Below are 16,494 nucleotides of genomic sequence, written 5' to 3'. Positions count from 1 at the left end.
GCGGTTGACCTGCTTTACATCGCTCGAACGGTTCGATCTTTATCCGAGCCGGCTCCTCGGCGACAGCGGCTATGGCGCGGCCGAGATGCTCGCCTGGTTGGTCTACGAGCACGGGATCGAACCCCACGTGACGGTGTTCGACAAGTCGGCCGGCACAGACGGTACCTTCTCGCGCGAGGACTTCACCTATGACCACACCAGCGACGTCTATACCTGCCCCGACGGCAAGATGCTGACAACAACCGGAACACTGGTGAACGACGGCGCGACGATGCTCTACCGGGCGAGCATTGCGCAGGCTGCGCCTTGAAGGCGCGCTGCTGCCCCAACGACTTGGTCCGCAAAGTGTCTCGCTCGATCTACGAGGGCGCTCGCGACATGGCGCGCCAGATAGCACGATCATGGGAGGGCCGTACCTCACGCCGGTTGCGAAAGAAGATCGAGATGCTGTTCGCGCACCTGAAGCGCATTCTCAAACTCGACCGTTTACGATTACGAGGCCCAAACGGCGCACGCGACGAGTTCACTCTCGCAGCCACCGCGCAGAACCTTCGGAAGATGGCCAAGCTGATCGCGATGCCTGCCGCAAGGCCAGCATAGTACCAACTCGATCTCATCCTGGTTCAACGATTACAACGGAATACTGCCGACCTTTTTCACGGAATCGGCCATAACCGGACTGGTGCGCCGCAGCAAACTGCCGTGCTACTCGATGACTTCGTCGGCCTCAGCGAGGAGCGTTGCGGGTACGTTCAGTGAGAGTGCCTTTGCGGCCTTCTGATTGATAAACAGCTCGAATTTTGAGGCTTGATAAAATGGGATGTCTCCCGGATTAGTGCCGCCTAGAATGACGTGCATATCGCTTGCCATGCGCTTGTTCAATTCAACTAAATCTGTCGCATAACTCATTAGGCCCCCGGCCACAACAAATTCTGCGAAGGGATAGATCGCAGGCAGCCCGGCAGACGCGATCTGGTTTGCGACGACAACATAATCGACGAAGGGTGGTCCATCTAGAGCAACCATCACGCCATTTGCACCTTCACCCTTGGCCTTGGCGATTGCGCTTCGATAGATGGTCTCGCTGGTTGGCTCGTCGATGAGACAACTTGTGGACTGAATGCCTTGTGCATTGGCCGCCTCACGAACCCCGGAAAAATCGCCGTCCAGTGCCCTTCGCGTCCCCAGAAAGGCGAGCTTCTGCAAAGCGGGAAACATTTCGCGTAACAGCGCAATCCGCTTGCCATGGATCGGGACCTCGGGACTGAAGGCAGCGCCCGTGATGTTGCCACCCGGATGCGCGAGTGACTTGATCAGCCCCTCTCGAATGGGATCAAACGCGAGTGCCACAATTGGTATTGTGTTAGTCTCCTGCGCAAATACTGCGCCTGCCCCGACGCAAAAAATGATATCCGGCTTGCTATCGACAATCGCCACGATTGTGGCTTTCGATCTGACTTCTCTTGTCTCCCTGCCGTAGCGCTCGATTTTGATACTCTTTCCCTCGACAAGCCCGAGGCGCCGCATTTCGGCAAAGAGAGCGCGAATGTAGCGATTATAGCTGTTCTCATGCATCGAGTCTAAAGGCTCGGTCGGACTGTACATGACCATTCGCCGCATCGAGCCCCGCGATTGCGCGCGCGCCGCGGGCGACAGAAGCGCCGCACCGACTATGATGATGAACTCCCTCCGTCGCATGCTCCCCTCTAAGGCCATGCTGCAAGAAGAGGAGTCTAACACTTTGTCTGGCGGCTGTGAGGTGCTTAAAGAGCTGCTTTTGAGGACCGCTTCGGGTCACAAGCAGCGGTCGGCACGCGCGGGGCGGCTTCCGGTCTGGCACCGGTAGCTGACATCGCACCGGCCTCTGCCTTGTTCGGCCATGGGCCAGAAGCGGTCGGCAGCCGACAACTGCGGAGCAAGGTTGGCTGGACCTTTTATGACCTTTGGGTGCAGTTCGAGCGTCAGTCCTGCGCCGGCACCGTGCGCAGATATGCGACCACGGCATCGAGATCATCAGGACCTATCGTGGCGTAGTAGTGAAAACCCATTGGTGGCTTGAGGCGAGTGCCGTCGCGGCTGATTCCTTGCGTAATAGCGCGCTTGATCTCGGCGTCAGTCCATTCGCCGATCCCTTTGGTTTTGCTCTGGGTGATGTTGCGCGAAACGGAGACACCCCAAGGACCACGGAATTCGATGCCACCCGCCCCCAGCTTGGTGGTGAACTCGCGACCCCTCGGTCCCATGGGCGTATGACACGCCATGCAATGTGCGATGGTGGCGAGATAGAAGCCCTTCGTCACACTGTCGCTCATCATCGATTCCGTGAATGGCTTTTCGCCGCCGGGCAGGACGTTTTCGACTTGCGGCATCTTGTAAATCGGATCAGGCACCTTGTTATTAATCGGTGTGACCGTACGTAAGTACGCGACGACGGCGGCCAGATCGTGTTCAGTCATAATGTGGTAAAAGCTGGTCGGCATGATCATGGCGGTATGTACACCGTTGGGCGTTTCCCCAGTGCGCATCAGTTTCTTGATGTCGGCATCCGTCCAGTTTCCGATTCCCGTCTCCTTATCTTGCGTGATGTTAGCGGCAGATACCTTGAACGGCGGCTCGTCCCAGGACCCCCCACCGGAGAACGCCTTCTCTACGATGTCACCGTTCGGGCCCCTCGGCGTGTGGCAATTGCCACAGGCAAGAATACCGTTGACTAGATAGTCGCCGCGCTTGACCAGATCGGACTCGGCATGGGCGATACCGACGGTGATGGCAAGAGCGGCGACAGACGCGATGAAGAACCTGAACATTGCTTTCCCCTAATTAAATTTGGGCAATTGAATTCCTATTTGCCATGTGCAACGGCGCGCGCGATCAGAGCAAATGAGCCGAGCGCTTCAATCAAATGATCTCAAGTCAACTACACGTCAGCGATTTCGATAAATCTCTTCGAGAGGCAATTTGTCGCCTCACGGCTCGCAAGGGCCCCAAAAAGGTCGCTATGCACCACGTTAGTAGTGGGCCGGCAAGCTGGCAAGGTCCGCCCTGGGTGTGCGCCGTGCAAAGGCGGCGCTTTCCAGTGGGTGCAAGCCCCACCCGGCAAACGCTCCAGCCGGAAGCAATCGGAGCAGTCATGGAGGTAACGAAGTGGCTGAAGCCTTCGATTAGCGTGTCACGAATTGGTGACAGCGCGAGTGTGCAGGCCGTAACGCGAGTGAACGCCGAGCAAGCCTCGAAAAGGACGATGCGCAGGCCGACCCGACAACCCTTTCGGGGAAGGCTGATACGGCTGGGATAACGAGCGAAATCCACCCAGCCGCTGCGCCGGGGTAGTGGCGACAGCATGTGCACAAGGAAAGCGTACGCAACACGGGAGGCCCCACGACGTGGTCAGGGATGATCAACCGGACGCCCGCGAGGGACAGGCCGGGCGCCGTGGGGATGCGGAGGGGTTCGTAGTACTGGTGAAGCCGGGTAACGCCGGTGGAGGGAAGGGACCTCAGTTCAAGACGAACGCAACACGTAGTGAGGGACCTGGAGATTGGGCAACCTATCAACTCCGAAGAGTGTTCAGAAACTGCAGACGGCGTTGCACGCGAAAGCGAAGGCAGAAGCCGGCTATCGCTTCTATGCCCTGTACGACAAGATCAGCCGTGAGGACATCCTGGCGCATGCCTACGCTCAATGCCGCTCCAACAAGGGCGCGCCGGGCGTGGATGGTCAGGACTTTGCGGACATCGAGGCGTATGGGGTGCAGCGGTGGCTCGGCGAACTGGCGCTTGCGCTCAGGCAGGAGACGTATCGACCGGACCCTATCAGAAGAGTGTACATACCGAAGGCCAATGGCAAACTCAGGCCATTGGGCATCTCGACCTTGCGCGATCGAGTCTGCATGACGGCAGCGATGCTGGTGCTGGAACCGATCTTTGAGGCCGATCTTCCGCCGGAGCAGTATGCCTACCGTCCCGGGCGAAATGCCCAACAGGCGGTGGTCGAGGTGGAAGAGCAGCTATTCCGCGGCCACCCGGAAGTCGTAGACGCCGACCTCGCGGACTACTTCGGGAGCATTCCGCATGCCGAACTTCTAAAGTCGGTAGCGCGCCGGATTGTTGATCGGCGCGTGCTGCATCTGATCAAGATGTGGCTGGAATGTCCCGTGGAAGAGACCGATGATCGAGGAAGGAAGAAACGGACGACCGAGGCACGGGACAAGCGGCGCGGCATCCCGCAAGGCTCACCCATCTCACCATTGCTGGCGAATCTTTACATGCGCCGGTTTGTGCTGGGATGGAAGATGCTCGGTCTCGAGCAAAGCCTCGGCTCTCGCATCGTGACCTATGCCGACGACCTCGTAATCTTGTGTAAACGGGGCAAAGCTGAAGAAGCCTTGCGTCAATTGCGCATGATCATGGGAAAGCTGAAGCTGATGGTCAACGAGGAAAAGACACGAATCTGTAGGGTCACGGAAGAGGAGTTCGACTTCTTGGGCTATTCGTTCGGGCGGATGTACTCAGAGAGAACCGGCCAGGCACGCCTGGGGTAGCGGCCATCGAAGAAGAGCATCAAGCGTATGGTCGGACAAATCCATGCGCTGACGGTCCGAACGGGGACATGGCAAGAAACCACAGAGCTGGTGGGTAAGTTGAACCGCACGCTGCGCGGATGGGCGAACTACTTCAAGGTAGGCACCGTCACTAAGGCGTACCGCGCGATCGACAACTACACCGCTGTGCGGTTGCGCCGGTGGTTGCGCTCCAAGCACAAGGTCAGGCGACGCAAGGGCGGGACTTATCCACTCTCGCACCTCTACGGGCACTTCGGGCTCGTACGCCTAACTGCACGCGGACGCGACGTGCCGTGGGTGAAGGCGTGAGGTCTTGTCCGAGAGCCGGATGCGGGCGATCTGCATGTCCGGTTCGATGAGCGAGATGTGGAAACGGAGTCACGGTCGAACTACTAAGGCACCGCCAGACGAAAGAGGCGGCAACAGATATGTTCAGCCTACAACCGCCGCGCCACATCTCGACTCTACCAACAGCACCGTTTTGACCATCGGCAGGGCGCTTCCGCTTTACCCCGACCTCGGACATCTCGCCGCAAGGCCCTAAAAGCGAAGGGCCAGCAGCAGACTCACGCGCTGCAGAAAACAATTTACTCGATCACCTCGTCGGCGCGCACAAGCAGCGTCGTCGGCACGGTGAGACCGAGCGCCTTCGCGGTCTTCATATTGATCACCAGTTCAAACTTCGTCGGCTGTTCTACGGGTAAGTCAGCCGGTTTGCTGCCCCTCAGGACCTTGTCGATGAATCCGGTTGAACGTCGGAATATATCAAAAATATCGGGGCCATACACGAGCAAGCCGCCAATTGCGAATTGCCGGAAAAGATAGCTCGCGGGCAGATGATGCTTCGCCGCAAGCTGAACGACTCGATCGCCATTTTGATTGGTGACGGGGTCACCGAATATGACAATTGCATCGGCACGTTGCGCAGCGGCGGAAGCAAAAGCAGGATCCAGTTCCTCGGCGCTTGTTGCCTCAACTGCTACCAGTGACACGCCGACGAGGTCCGCAGCGCGAGGTATTTCGTCGGTCAGACGCAGCTTGTGTTGAGGGTTGCGCGGATTGATCAGGAGGGCAATCGTCGACGCGCTGGGCACCAGTTCTCTAAGGACCGCTATTCGTTTCGCGATCCACTCTCCGGGCACCAGATCGGTCAAGCCGGTCATGTTGCCGCCCGGATGTGAAAGGCTTTGGATGAGGCCCAGCCCTACTGGATCGGATACTGTGGCAAACACCACCGGAATAGCGCCGCTTATCGGCTTCAGGGCTACGGCTGCTTGCGGGTTCGGGGCAAAGAGCAGATCAGGTTTGAGGTTGACGAGTTCGGCTCCCAGAGCTGGTGCCTGCTCCGCGTGGTTCCCGAAGTATCGGTAATCGACAATCAGGTTCTTTCCCTCAATCCAGCCGTGATCGCGCAGGCCTTCCTGCCAAACCTTGAGTATTTGCGGATTTTCAAAAGCACCAAGCAGGCCGATCCGCCGCGATGCTCCTTGCCCTTGTGCAAACCAAGGTAAAACAAGGAGCGTCGCACTCGCCGCAATGAACACCCTTCGCTTCATTCGATTTCTATGAGGCGGCTTCAGGATGACAGGACGAAAACCATCCTGTCTCGGTACTGGTCCTACCACAGCATTTGTCAAATATTGGGCCAATGTGGCTTAGGCTAGGGCCGCTTTGGGTCAACAGCGACGTTTTGACCAGGGGTGGGAGCTTCCGCTTTAGCCCCAACCTCGGACATCTCGCCGCACCGCCCTCACGGAAGCGAAGGGCCATGTGTGGACGGCTGCAATGTCTCCAGCTCACGGGACCAATAGTGCGATGAGGCGCAAGCCTCAATACCGACGAGGCATGGCGGCAGTTTCTGGAAGAACGCCAGGACGTGCCGACGCTTCAACTGACGGCGTATGACCACCTGGCCGGCTGCATCAACGCCGTGCACCTGGAAGACCGACTTCGCGATATCCAGACCGATCGTCGAAATTGACTGCATAAGCTGCTCCTCCGAATCGTGGGAGCCTCAAACGGCGCCCACTCCTTGGCACTCTCGTGCCGGTGGAGGAGCCGTCCACATGGGGTAATCGCAGGAGCGAGTCGCCCCCGAACCCGGGTCAACCGAGAATGGAAACTGGTGGCTGTTCCCCGATAGGATGGAAATACGGGCTCACGACTGGACGCCGGGCCCAAGCATCAAATGGAGAACAGCCATGGAAGAATATATTGGTCTCGACGTGTCGATGAAAGAGACGGCAGTCTCGATCCGTCGAGGAGGTCAGCGGATCTGGCGCGGCAAGTGCGCAACTGATCCGAGTATCGTCGCCGAGCTCATCCGCAAGCGGGCGCCATCCGTGAAACGCGTCGTATTCGAGACCGGACCGCTATCGGTATGGTTCTATCATTCTCTTCGCACCGAAGGGCTGCCGGCGATCTGTATCGACGCGCGCCATGCTAAAGCGGCGCTCGATATGGCGACCAATAAGACGGACGCAAACGACGCCGATGGCCTGGCGCAACTCGCGGAAGTCGGATTCTTTCGTGAGGTGCGTGTGAAGGGATTCGACAGCATGCTGACCCGCACGCTTGTCGCAGCGCGGACGCGGCTGGTCCGAATCACTACCGAGCTTTCCAATCAGATCCGCGGCGTCATGAAAACCTTCGGTCTGCTCGTTCCCGCCGGAAAAGGAAGCACCTTCGAGAAGAATGTGCGGAGCCTTCTTGCCGACCAGGACAGACTTGCATCCATTGTGCTGCCGATGCTGGAAGCCTGGCGCGGCATTCGCCTCCGCGCCGCCGAACTCGGGCGCCAATTGGTGCGGGACGCGCGCCAAAGTCGTGCTTGCCGCATCCTCATGTCGATTCCTGGAATCGGTGCTATCACCGCGACCTCCTTTACCACCGCTATTGAGGAGCCTGACAACTTCAGGAAATCCCGATCTGTTGGCGCGTGGATCGGCCTAACAACGCGCCGCTACCAATCCGGAGAAGTCGATTATGACGGCCATATATCCCGACGTGGCGACCGCCCTTTGCGAGGGCTTCTCTACGAAGCGGCAGCGGTCATTCTGACGCGCAGCTCAACTCACAGCACGCTGCGCACATGGGGTCTGCAGCTTCGGGAGAGGATCGGCTTCAAGAGAGCTGCCGTGGCTGTGGCCCGCAAACTGGCGGTAATAATGCATACGATGCTTAAGACCGGCGAGCTGTTTAACCCGAACGCCGGAGCCGCCGCATAAGTCCAGATCGCGTTCGGAACCCGAACGCCTAAGGCGTCCCTGCCGGGACGTGAGCCGAGCCATTCCGCTGATGCTGTTGCACTGCTGACTCAGCAAAGTGCGTCGTCCACATTGAAGGCTCGTCCCGCGAAGCTCCATCATGCGGCGGCTGATGCCGACCGCGAAGACAACCATGCACCCGGCAGTGTCTCCTCAGCGATTATATGCTTGACGCCCCGGCAGCGATTAGACAACAGCATCAACAACGGACATCGGAAGCTCGCCTATTTTAGTGCGGCGCTGATCGCGTTTACGAGGTCGTTTTCCGTGAACGGCTTCAAAATTATTCGCAGGTCGTTGAACTCCTTTCGGACGTTCAGATCACGATAGCCGCTCATGAGGATGACTGGCAAAATTGGCCGCATCGCGCGGATCGCTTTCGCAACATCGCCTCCGCTCATTTCCGGCATCGCGAAGTCCACGAGAACGAGGTCTATTTCCTGATTGCTTGCGAGCACGCGGAGCGCTTCGCGCCCACTCTCCGCCGCCACCGCTGCATATCCGAGAACATCGAGCATCCTGACCGTGGACCTCAGAACGGCCTTGTCGTCATCCACGACCAGAAGACGCAATCGCTTCGTGGTCTGCAGACGTATGCTCGCATCGACGGAATCCGCGTGGTGATCGGCAATGTCGACCGTAGCGCGGGGCAAGAAGACCTTCACTGCAGTACCCTCGCCGAGGCGGGTCTCAATGCGCACGCCGCCGCCGGACTGCTTGGCAAAACCGAAGACTTGCGCCAATCCGAGGCCCGAGCCCTTTCCCGGTTGCTTCGTCGTGAAAAAAGGCTCGAAAACATGCGGCAGGACATCGTCTGCGATACCGGCGCCGGTATCCTTGACGGTGAGAACCACGTAGTCTCCCTGCGGCGGCTCTTCCGGCCGGAAGGACTCGCTCTCGATAGCGGTGTTGAACGTCTCGATGGTGAGCGTGCCCCCCGGCTGCATCGCGTCCCTGGCGTTGATAGCGAGATTGAGAACGATCATCTCAATTTGGTTTGGATCGACCAAAGCGGGCCAGAGATCCGGAGCAAATATCGTTTTGAGCTGCACAGTGCCGCCCAAGGTGACGCTGAGCAGATTGACCATCCCGACGAGCTTGCCGTTTAGATCGACCTCGCGGGGTTCAAGCCGCTGTTGGCCCGAAAAGGCGAGGAGTTGCGCAATGAGCTTCGCACCCCGGTCAGCAGCAGACCGGATCAATTCGATGCCTTCCTGGTCATAAGGCCCTTGCACTGTGCGGGAAAGCAAACGCGCATTGGTGAGCACCACGCTCAGCAGGTTGTTGAAATCGTGCGCCACGCCTGACGTGATCTGCCCGATCGCATCGAGGCGCTGCAACTGCTGGACCTCGGCTTCGGCGATCTCCCGTTTCTCTATCTGAGAGCGCAGCGCGTTGTTGGCCTCTTCCAGCTCCCGAGTTCGTGCCTCGACGCCGCGCTCGAGCTTTTTCTCGATACGTTTTCGGTCGGTGACATCGATCACGACGCCATAAAACCAAACGGGCTTGTCATTCTCGAAATGCGTCTGGCCACGCGTCGCGATCCAACGCTCAGTGCTGTTGTTGCCGAGCACCCGATATTCGACGTCGTAAACACCGTCGCCCTGTGGATCAGTACACCGTTGGATAGCAGCCTCGACAGCTTCCAGATCGTCCGGATGTATCGCTGTGCGCCAGGTGTCGTAATCCACGGTCGCATCCGCCGGAAGGCTCCACATCGCCCGGCACTTTTCGTCCCATTTCAGCTCATTCGTTTGAGGGTTCCAGGAGTAGCGGCCCAATTCTACCAAGTCGACCGCAGCCTGCAGCCGCGCTTCGCTCTCGCGCAAGGCCGCTTCGGTTTGCGCCCGCTCGATCAGGTCGGCCGCTTGCCGGGCCAACACATCGAAGCGGCTGAAATCATCCTTGCTGGGCTGGTGCGGCTCCCACCAATGGGTCGAGACCATGCCGAGCGCGCGGCCGTTGCGAGACCGCAGCGGCGTCGACTGGACCGCGCGCAGGTTGGAGAGGCGGTAGACCTCCAGGTCCTCGGTCCCCGCCATGAAGGCGCAGGTCTCGGTGTCGCTGACGAGAATGCGCCGTCCTGTCTTCAGCGCCTCGCCGCACGTGCTCGCCGAGTTGCCGTCGACGCGATCCCAGAAGGCGGCCGCGTCCGGATGAAAGCCGCGCCAGGCCAGCAGCTTCAAAATCCCGGTATCCGGCTCAAGCATCTGCATGCTCGCACCCTGTGAGCGCATCACCGCCATGGCCGCATCGAGAATTTTCTCGTAGAGAAGATCAGGACGGTCGGATAGCAGCTCCAAGCTGACCTGCTGGAGCTGACGGGCGCCTTCGAGCTCTTGCGCGAGTCGGGCCTCGCTTTTTCGCGCGCTTTCTTGGGCTTCCGAGAGGTCGCGGGTAAGGTCCTCAACCCGCCGCTCCAGTTCCATGCAGCGGGCTTCTGCTTTATCCAACGCCTCGGTCTGGCCTACAGGCGTGGTCATAATGACCTCTTGAGAAGAGCCAAGAGTGCTTTCGAGCCTTGACTCAGTAAGTGTGCAGCGAACCGGCCAAGTGGCCTACCTCAATCTCGATCCGCACGAGATGACGTCATCGGGCAGGTACGAGCCATTCCCGAGATCGAATTTCATTTTTTTGGCGGGAGCGTAGCCTTTCAGTCACCGGCAGATGCCAGGCAAGAACGATGATCAGAGCACCAGACTCCCTTTCCGTGACGATGTCGAGAGAAATCGGAAGGAAATGGGCGGTGGTTTGCGTCGATGCGTCGGGATGCGCACTAGGTCCCTGCACATGTTGAAGGAAGCACCCACGTCTGCTGTGGGTCTTGGCTGCGTGAAAAATCTAAGACGCTTGAGCGCGATAGAAGAAGTTGTTTGTCCAAGACCGATGTCGCGCGCAAGGTCGAAAGTGCCTTCAAACTTTGACGACGAACTGTAGAATCCAATTCTAGTCGTGTTTCGCACTTTTGCGTTTTCACGCAGCCAGGGTCAGTCGCGTCTTTTTGGCTGAGTCTCTGGCATTTCCGGTCTGGCCTCAAGTGCCGACGTGCCAGAGCTCCGAAAGGACCGAAAAGGTGACGGCGATCACAGACCGTGACGCTTCTTTGCCCGACTGATGCGCGACCGGCACGTATGGCCGTCATCAGCAACAGGAGATAATGACCATGCCTAAAAATAAAGAGTTGGAAACGCGTCCCTTGGGCGACAAAGAGTTGGAGACGGTGAGCGGTGGCTTCACCAGGACGGGAGACTTCTACGGTGAACCCGTCGTATACACCGTTAAGGATTACGGCACCGCTTGGAATACGGTTTCTCAGCTAAAGTGAAGTGACGGCCAGCGCAGGAGGGCACTGCGAGGCGCAGTGCCCTCCCAACTTTGTATGTACTGGAATAACCGGTTCGGGCCAATCGCGATTAAGGCGTCGCCCACACCCCTTCCGCATGCCCGATCAGATACGCTGATTATTCGCAAAGCCCTACGGATGCGCAACGGCCGTAGAACGACGGACGACGCGGCTGGGCTTAGGTTCGCAGCGCAGCATGGTGTGCGGTGTATCATCCAGATCATCACCTTCTCCCGCGCATTCGGATGGCTCCTTCTTCAACCGCAGTCCCAACGTTCGCGCCATGCGCCTCACCGATCCGGCGTGGCAGCCAAGTTCAGCGGCTATCTTCGATGCGCCCTGCCGCGCCAGTCCAATGAATCGTTGGACCTCCTGCTCGGCCCATTGCTTTGGCTTCGGTGTTTTCATGATGCGGCGCTCAGGCGGCGACCAGTTAACCAGCGTGCCAAGCAGTCAGCACTTGGGAAATTTACGGGTGGTCCAGCATGCGATGGGCATGCCATCAGCGGCTCACGACAGATCGTCCTGACGAATGGAAGAGGCCGCCTACCAAGGCGGCCTCTTGTTTCTCACGGGAGGTTGTTGTTGTTGTCTATTGTGTCTCCAAAGGAACTGTTTCCAGTAAAGATGCTGCCAGACGCAAAGTTTTTAGCCTTAATGCCCGCAATGATCTGCGCTTCATTCGTGGGTACGGACATTCCGCCGCTGATCTGGTCGAGCTCATCGATCGACAGTTTGAGAATTTCGGTTCGCGCAAGCTGCGTCATGTTCATTCTCCCTGGTTCATGAGGGGTTGCTCCCCGTTCAATCTCATGTCGCAGGTTTAGACTGCATAATTAATCTGCGCAGTGACGAAGGTCACACACTCCAGAGCGAGGCGGCGCAATCGACGCTGATGACCCTGGCTGCGTGAAAACGACGAGTCAGATAGAGATCGTCTGGGGGTTTTTGGAGACGATCAATGAATCGGTTCATTGAAGGGGCGGACCGAGCGCAATCGACGCTGTTGCCCGAATGCCTCGACGATTGGGTCGATGAGAGTAATCCGGTTCGCGCGGTCGATGCCTTCGTCGAAGCGCTCGATCTGGCAGAGCTGGGCTTCAAGGACGTCGAGCCTGCGGCAACCGGCCGGCCCGGTTATCACCCTGCGCCGCTGCTCAAGCTCTACATCTACGGCTATCTCAACCGCATCCAGTCGAGCCGCCGGCTCGAGCGCGAGGCGAGGCGCAATCTTGAGGTGATTTGGCTGTTGCAGCGGCTTTCGCCCGACGACAAGACGATCGCCGACTTTCGCCGCGACAACGGCCCCGCCATCAAGAAGGTGTGCGCGAAGTTCGTCGAACTTTGCCGGCAGATGGGCTTGTTGACGAAGGCGAGCGTCGCCATCGACGGCTCGAAGTTCAAGGCGGTCAACACGCGTGACAAGAACTTCACGAAGGGCAAGGTCGAGCGCCGTCGCAGCAGCTGGAGGAGAGCGTATCGCGCTATCTCGCGCAGCTGGACACCGCAGATCTGCAGGAGCCATCTGAGACTCTCGCCGCGAAGACGGCGCATCTGAAGGAGAAGCTCACCAAGCTCGCGAGCGAGATGCAGAAGCTCGAAGCCTGCGAACAGGCAATGCTGGCATCACCGGACCAGCAGATCTCGCTGACCGATCCCGACAGTCGGTCCATGGCCACGAGTGGCCGCGGCTCCGGTGTCGTCGGCTACAATGTGCAGGTTGCCGTCGATACCGAGCACCACCTCATCATCGCGCACGAGGTGACGAATAGCGGCTCGGATCGTGCACAACTCGCCAACATGGGTAAACAGGCCAAGGCCGTGCTCGGCGTCGACAAGCTCGAGGCCGTGGCCGATCGCGGCTACTACACAGGCGAGGAGATCAAAGCCTGCGCCGACGCCGATATCGCTGTGACACTGCCGAAACCGAATACGACGGGCATGGAGGCGAAGGGCAAGTTCGGCAAGCACGACTTCGCATACCTGGCCAAGCAGGATGTATATCGCTGCCCGGCGGGCCAGTTGCTGGCGTATTGGCTTACAACAGTGGATGGCGAACGCACCATTCGGCGCTACGCCACGAAAGCTTGTGGAAGCTGCCCGCTTAAGGCGCGCTGCACCACGGCCAAGAACCGCGTCATCTCCCGTTGGGAACATGAACACGTCATGGAGGATGCCCAGAGGCGGCTCGACGCCGATCCCCAGGCGATGCGTCGCCGTCGCGAGACGGTCGAGCATCCGTTTGGCACACTGGAGATGCGCATGGGCGCGACGCACTTCCTGACGAAGCGGTTGCCGAAGGTCGCCGCCGAGATGGCGCTGCACGTGCTCGCCTACAATCTCACACAATGAACATCATGGGTGTCGGTGCGCTGATCGCGGCGATGCAGGCATGAGGCAGGAGCGCTGTCGTGCGCGTGCCGCCAACCTTTATCGATCGATCACAGTGACCAAGGCAAGCCAATGGACCGGCTTCCGCCACCTTGCCGGAAAATATGCCACTTTGGCGTTAGCTGGCCCTCACAGTGGCCGTTCACGGCCGCGTCACCCCGCACTGAAGCGTTTTCACGCAACCAAGACCCACATCGGTCATAGCCCGACCCGAAATCTCGCACCAGGCCGTCTCCTGCCGTATCGCCGTGTGATATCCTCACTCGCAAGGAGTGGAGGGACTGCACAGTGAAACGCTGCGAGTTCATTACGCTGCTAGGCGCCCCAGCGGTGGCACACAGCGTGGTCGGTAAGCGCTGATGGGTATAGCAAGCAAAACAGTCAACCTTGCTTTACAGGGTGGCGGTGCGCATGGCGCCTTCACCTGGGGCGTTTTGGATCGCCTGCTCGAAGATGAGCGGATATCGTTTGAGGGGATCTGCGCTACCAGCGCTGGCGCCATGAACGGCACGGTCATGGCGTACGGCCTCACGATAGGCGGCCGCGAAGGCGCAAAACTCTCTCTCGCCGAGTATTGGCGCCGCATCAGTGAAGCTGCGGCCTGGGGACCGCTGCAGCCGTCCATTTTTGATCGTCTGTCGCAAAATCGCTCGCTCGAGAGATCGCCGGCCTTCATGTTCTTCGACATGATGACACGACTGTTGTCACCTTATCAGTTTAACCCGTTGAACTACAACCCGTTGCGGGACGTGCTCGAGAAGACCATCGATTTCGACCGGCTGCGCAGGGAGAATGTCGTCAAGCTGTTCCTTTGTGCGACAAACGTCCGCACTGGAAAGGTGAAGATCTTTGAGAACCATGAACTCACCGTCTCGGCCGTTCTCGCTTCCGGGTGCCTTCCGCAGCTCTTTCAGTCTATCGAAATCGATGGCGAAGCCTATTGGGATGGCGGTTACATGGGCAACCCAGCAATCTTCCCGTTGATCTATGGTTGCCAATCCACAGACGTCATTGTTATTCACATCAATCCAATTGTGCGTGGGGAAATTCCTCGTACGGCGAGCGATATACTAAATCGATTGAACGAAATTAGCTTCAATTCGTCGCTGATGCGCGAGATGCGAGCAATTGCCTTCGCCAACAAGCTCGTCAGCAGAGGCGCGCTGCGCGACGAGATAAAGACGATGCTGATTCATGCCATAGAGGCGGAGTCGTTCATGAAAGATCTGGGCGTCGCCTCCAAGTTCAATGCAGACTGGGAGTTTCTCACCTATCTGCGCGACGTAGGCCGTACCTGCGCTGAGGAGTGGTTAGCCGCAAATTATTGCCATATCGGTGTGCGTTCGACCATCGACATTCACGGCAGATACTTGTAGCGCGCTAGACTAGTGCGGCAATACAGGCCAACCCCAAAACTAGCGCCTAGGCGTTAGCCGAGGGTAGATGGCCTCGCGCAGGTGCTCGCTACGCCGAGAGCTTCCATGTTCTTGATCGTGGAGGCGCAACCACCTACGCTCGCTGATAAGATTCGTAACGTCATTCCGGTGGGTGTCCCGAACAGACCTTCGAGTCAACCAAGCGAGACCGCCTGTGCCACCATGAGGCCGGCACCCAGGATGCAGATTAGGCCAGCAAAAAGCTCAAAGACCGACGGTCCGGGGCGGCCCACCGCTACGAGCGCAAGGATGGTCGCGATGCCTAGCCGAATGCCCTGTGGGGTGAGGCTATCCCATCCGATAATATCCCAACCTGCAAAAGAAAAACTCATTCCGGCCTCCTGTGTTTGAACTTTTTGTTCCCCAGATTTCTGTACACGCAAAGCCTATGACGCCGTGGAAGGCCTGAGGCGACCGATGCGGAGGGTGCCAATAAAGCAAAGACGCGCAGCCGCCCGCGTGAGGTCTATCTCTGGTCATAGCCCGCTGACCCGGTGGAGAAACACTGTACATCGGAGCCGCCGGCTCGAGGCCGTTGGCGTCTTGTGGCAAGTTTACCTGAGGATCGCGAGCGGTGTCCTGATCTATTGAAATAGAATCGACGAACAACTTGGTCTTCTCTCGTGTCCGGCGGGGATCGTCGCGACGAAGGCAACAACGAAAGCGGCTGGCTGGGGCAGCACTGGAGACAAATATGGGAGCAATCGTCCTCGCAAACGAAGGCCCGTCGAATGGGAAGGGGCGCCGATCTCACCGCAAGAAGCATTGCCCACGGCTGCCACCGTCGAATGCTGCGGCAAACGGAAACAAAGGAGGCCGCCCTACCGAAGCGGCCCAACTGCCGTCGCCCCCGCTAGCAGGATGGCGTCACGATGCCGGCGACACCTTCACCTGTGTGGTGGGCCTTTCGTCGGCGAACGTAGGCATCCCCTGATATGCAGATCGGAGAATGCTTGCAACCGACTCAACCGCAACCTTACGCCTGTGGACGATACGGATACGCGCACCGCGAATGGTCCGCCAGCTATGGGAAATCCTAATCCGAGTCATTTAACCTCCGAGGTTCAATGGATGGTGACGGTTGGCTCAGCAGCGTGCTTTCCAACTCACGCCCGGGATAGCCGATCCCAAGGTCAATGACCGTGATGCGCGTCACTGGAACTTCGAGGAGTGAATTGGCTCATGACTTATAGCACTAGGACGGCGGTGAGGTCGGTGCTCTTGGCCGGCACTCTCGGCGCTTATGCTGCACAAATCGACGCGTACATGTTTAGCGGATTGGGACGCTCGCCAGCGATCAACGGCTCAGCGGCTTTCGCTGGGACTTAGCTATCGCGCCGCAAGGCAGCGAACAAGCACCCGGCTTTTTGCAACATGTGACCATGATCACGGCCCTGACGCACGACTTATAGGATTGTCGCGTCTATCAGAGTTTGCTGCTCTTCGAGGGAACACACTATGAACGTCGTGATTCAAAGACTTAATGGCCTGTGGCAC

General features: G+C 58.6%; 12 protein-coding genes and 3 pseudogenes. 7 read left to right on the top strand and 8 right to left on the bottom strand.

All coding sequences use genetic code 11. The features are described from left to right. Nucleotides 1–40: 40 nt before the first annotated feature. A pseudogene (locus ACNJX9_RS31330) lies at nucleotides 41–600 on the top strand (transposase); the annotation flags it as partial. Nucleotides 601–705: 105 nt separating this feature from the next. Here the strand turns inward: ACNJX9_RS31330 and ACNJX9_RS31325 are convergent. Both ACNJX9_RS31325 and ACNJX9_RS31320 read right to left on the bottom strand, forming a co-directional pair. Beyond that, nucleotides 706–1,605, bottom strand: a complete 900-nt coding sequence (locus ACNJX9_RS31325; protein ID WP_439405820.1) for an ABC transporter substrate-binding protein — start codon at nucleotides 1,603–1,605, stop codon at nucleotides 706–708. A 356-nt stretch (nucleotides 1,606–1,961) separates the two neighbouring features. Next, nucleotides 1,962–2,807, bottom strand: coding sequence for a c-type cytochrome (locus ACNJX9_RS31320; protein ID WP_439405818.1), 846 nt, complete (start codon nucleotides 2,805–2,807; stop codon nucleotides 1,962–1,964). A gap of 731 nt (nucleotides 2,808–3,538) precedes the next feature. Between ACNJX9_RS31320 and ACNJX9_RS31315 the strand changes: the two genes are divergently transcribed. Both ACNJX9_RS31315 and ACNJX9_RS31310 read left to right on the top strand, forming a co-directional pair. Beyond that, on the top strand, nucleotides 3,539–4,540 hold the full coding sequence (locus ACNJX9_RS31315) for a reverse transcriptase domain-containing protein (RefSeq protein ID WP_439405817.1): 1,002 nt from the start codon (nucleotides 3,539–3,541) through the stop codon (nucleotides 4,538–4,540). 27 nt (nucleotides 4,541–4,567) lie between these two features. Further along, nucleotides 4,568–4,870, top strand: coding sequence for a group II intron maturase-specific domain-containing protein (locus ACNJX9_RS31310; RefSeq protein WP_439405816.1), 303 nt, complete (start codon nucleotides 4,568–4,570; stop codon nucleotides 4,868–4,870). A gap of 278 nt (nucleotides 4,871–5,148) precedes the next feature. On the opposite strand, the gene ACNJX9_RS31305 is transcribed toward ACNJX9_RS31310, so the two are convergent. Together ACNJX9_RS31305 and ACNJX9_RS31300 are read right to left on the bottom strand one after the other, a co-directional pair. Continuing rightward, nucleotides 5,149–6,117 carry an ABC transporter substrate-binding protein gene (locus ACNJX9_RS31305; protein WP_439405814.1) on the bottom strand — a complete coding sequence of 323 codons (969 nt, stop codon included), beginning with the start codon at nucleotides 6,115–6,117 and terminating at the stop codon, nucleotides 5,149–5,151. A gap of 227 nt (nucleotides 6,118–6,344) precedes the next feature. Next, a pseudogene (locus tag ACNJX9_RS31300) lies at nucleotides 6,345–6,548 on the bottom strand (IS110 family transposase); the annotation flags it as partial. 214 nt (nucleotides 6,549–6,762) lie between these two features. Here ACNJX9_RS31300 and ACNJX9_RS31295 point away from each other — a divergent pair. Continuing rightward, complete coding sequence (locus ACNJX9_RS31295; RefSeq protein WP_439405812.1) at nucleotides 6,763–7,788, top strand: IS110 family transposase; 1,026 nt, start codon at nucleotides 6,763–6,765, stop codon at nucleotides 7,786–7,788. A gap of 263 nt (nucleotides 7,789–8,051) precedes the next feature. Here the strand turns inward: ACNJX9_RS31295 and ACNJX9_RS31290 are convergent, their stop codons facing one another. After that, a complete protein-coding gene (locus ACNJX9_RS31290) occupies nucleotides 8,052–10,310 on the bottom strand; it encodes a response regulator (protein WP_439405811.1) in 2,259 nt (752 codons plus the stop codon). A gap of 680 nt (nucleotides 10,311–10,990) precedes the next feature. Between ACNJX9_RS31290 and ACNJX9_RS31285 the strand changes: the two genes are divergently transcribed. Continuing rightward, complete coding sequence (locus tag ACNJX9_RS31285) at nucleotides 10,991–11,152, top strand: hypothetical protein (RefSeq protein ID WP_439405809.1); 162 nt, start codon at nucleotides 10,991–10,993, stop codon at nucleotides 11,150–11,152. 150 nt (nucleotides 11,153–11,302) lie between these two features. Here ACNJX9_RS31285 and ACNJX9_RS31280 read toward each other — a convergent pair whose 3' ends face one another. Further along, entirely contained in the window at nucleotides 11,303–11,578 is a 276-nt protein-coding gene (locus tag ACNJX9_RS31280; RefSeq protein ID WP_439405808.1) for a hypothetical protein, read from the bottom strand. A 161-nt stretch (nucleotides 11,579–11,739) separates the two neighbouring features. Next, the gene (locus ACNJX9_RS31275) at nucleotides 11,740–11,937 is read right to left on the bottom strand and encodes a hypothetical protein (RefSeq protein ID WP_439405806.1); all 198 of its coding nucleotides are present in this window, start codon (nucleotides 11,935–11,937) and stop codon (nucleotides 11,740–11,742) included. Between the two features lie 194 nt (nucleotides 11,938–12,131). Between ACNJX9_RS31275 and ACNJX9_RS31270 the strand changes: the two are divergent. Together ACNJX9_RS31270 and ACNJX9_RS31265 are read left to right on the top strand one after the other, a co-directional pair. Next, nucleotides 12,132–13,566, top strand: a pseudogene (locus ACNJX9_RS31270) (IS1182 family transposase). A 354-nt stretch (nucleotides 13,567–13,920) separates the two neighbouring features. Further along, the gene (locus ACNJX9_RS31265) at nucleotides 13,921–14,937 is read left to right on the top strand and encodes a patatin-like phospholipase family protein (protein WP_439405805.1); all 1,017 of its coding nucleotides are present in this window, start codon (nucleotides 13,921–13,923) and stop codon (nucleotides 14,935–14,937) included. 194 nt (nucleotides 14,938–15,131) lie between these two features. Here the strand turns inward: ACNJX9_RS31265 and ACNJX9_RS31260 are convergent, their stop codons facing one another. Next, nucleotides 15,132–15,329 (bottom strand): hypothetical protein, encoded by a 198-nt coding sequence (locus ACNJX9_RS31260; protein WP_439405803.1) that lies wholly within the window; start codon nucleotides 15,327–15,329, stop codon nucleotides 15,132–15,134. Nucleotides 15,330–16,494: the final 1,165 nt, after the last annotated feature.

Source organism: Bradyrhizobium sp. BLXBL-03, from assembly GCF_051853015.1.
Taxonomy (GTDB): domain Bacteria; phylum Pseudomonadota; class Alphaproteobacteria; order Rhizobiales; family Xanthobacteraceae; genus Bradyrhizobium; species Bradyrhizobium manausense.
Note: the sequence above shows the minus strand (reverse complement) of the source record. Positions and strands in the feature narration are given on the sequence as shown.

Excerpts from the sequence above, each read along its gene's own strand:
- ACNJX9_RS31325 (WP_439405820.1), bottom strand. The coding sequence starts at position 1,605 with ATGTACAGTCCGACCGAGCCTTTAGACTCGATGCATGAGAACAGCTAT.
- ACNJX9_RS31320 (WP_439405818.1), bottom strand. The coding sequence starts at position 2,807 with ATGTTCAGGTTCTTCATCGCGTCTGTCGCCGCTCTTGCCATCACCGTC.
- ACNJX9_RS31310 (WP_439405816.1), top strand. The coding sequence starts at position 4,568 with ATGGTCGGACAAATCCATGCGCTGACGGTCCGAACGGGGACATGGCAA.
- ACNJX9_RS31305 (WP_439405814.1), bottom strand. The coding sequence starts at position 6,117 with ATGAAGCGAAGGGTGTTCATTGCGGCGAGTGCGACGCTCCTTGTTTTA.
- ACNJX9_RS31295 (WP_439405812.1), top strand. The coding sequence starts at position 6,763 with ATGGAAGAATATATTGGTCTCGACGTGTCGATGAAAGAGACGGCAGTC.
- ACNJX9_RS31290 (WP_439405811.1), bottom strand. The coding sequence starts at position 10,310 with ATGACCACGCCTGTAGGCCAGACCGAGGCGTTGGATAAAGCAGAAGCC.
- ACNJX9_RS31285 (WP_439405809.1), top strand. The coding sequence starts at position 10,991 with ATGCCTAAAAATAAAGAGTTGGAAACGCGTCCCTTGGGCGACAAAGAG.
- ACNJX9_RS31280 (WP_439405808.1), bottom strand. The coding sequence starts at position 11,578 with ATGAAAACACCGAAGCCAAAGCAATGGGCCGAGCAGGAGGTCCAACGA.
- ACNJX9_RS31275 (WP_439405806.1), bottom strand. The coding sequence starts at position 11,937 with ATGACGCAGCTTGCGCGAACCGAAATTCTCAAACTGTCGATCGATGAG.
- ACNJX9_RS31265 (WP_439405805.1), top strand. The coding sequence starts at position 13,921 with ATGGGTATAGCAAGCAAAACAGTCAACCTTGCTTTACAGGGTGGCGGT.
- ACNJX9_RS31260 (WP_439405803.1), bottom strand. The coding sequence starts at position 15,329 with ATGAGTTTTTCTTTTGCAGGTTGGGATATTATCGGATGGGATAGCCTC.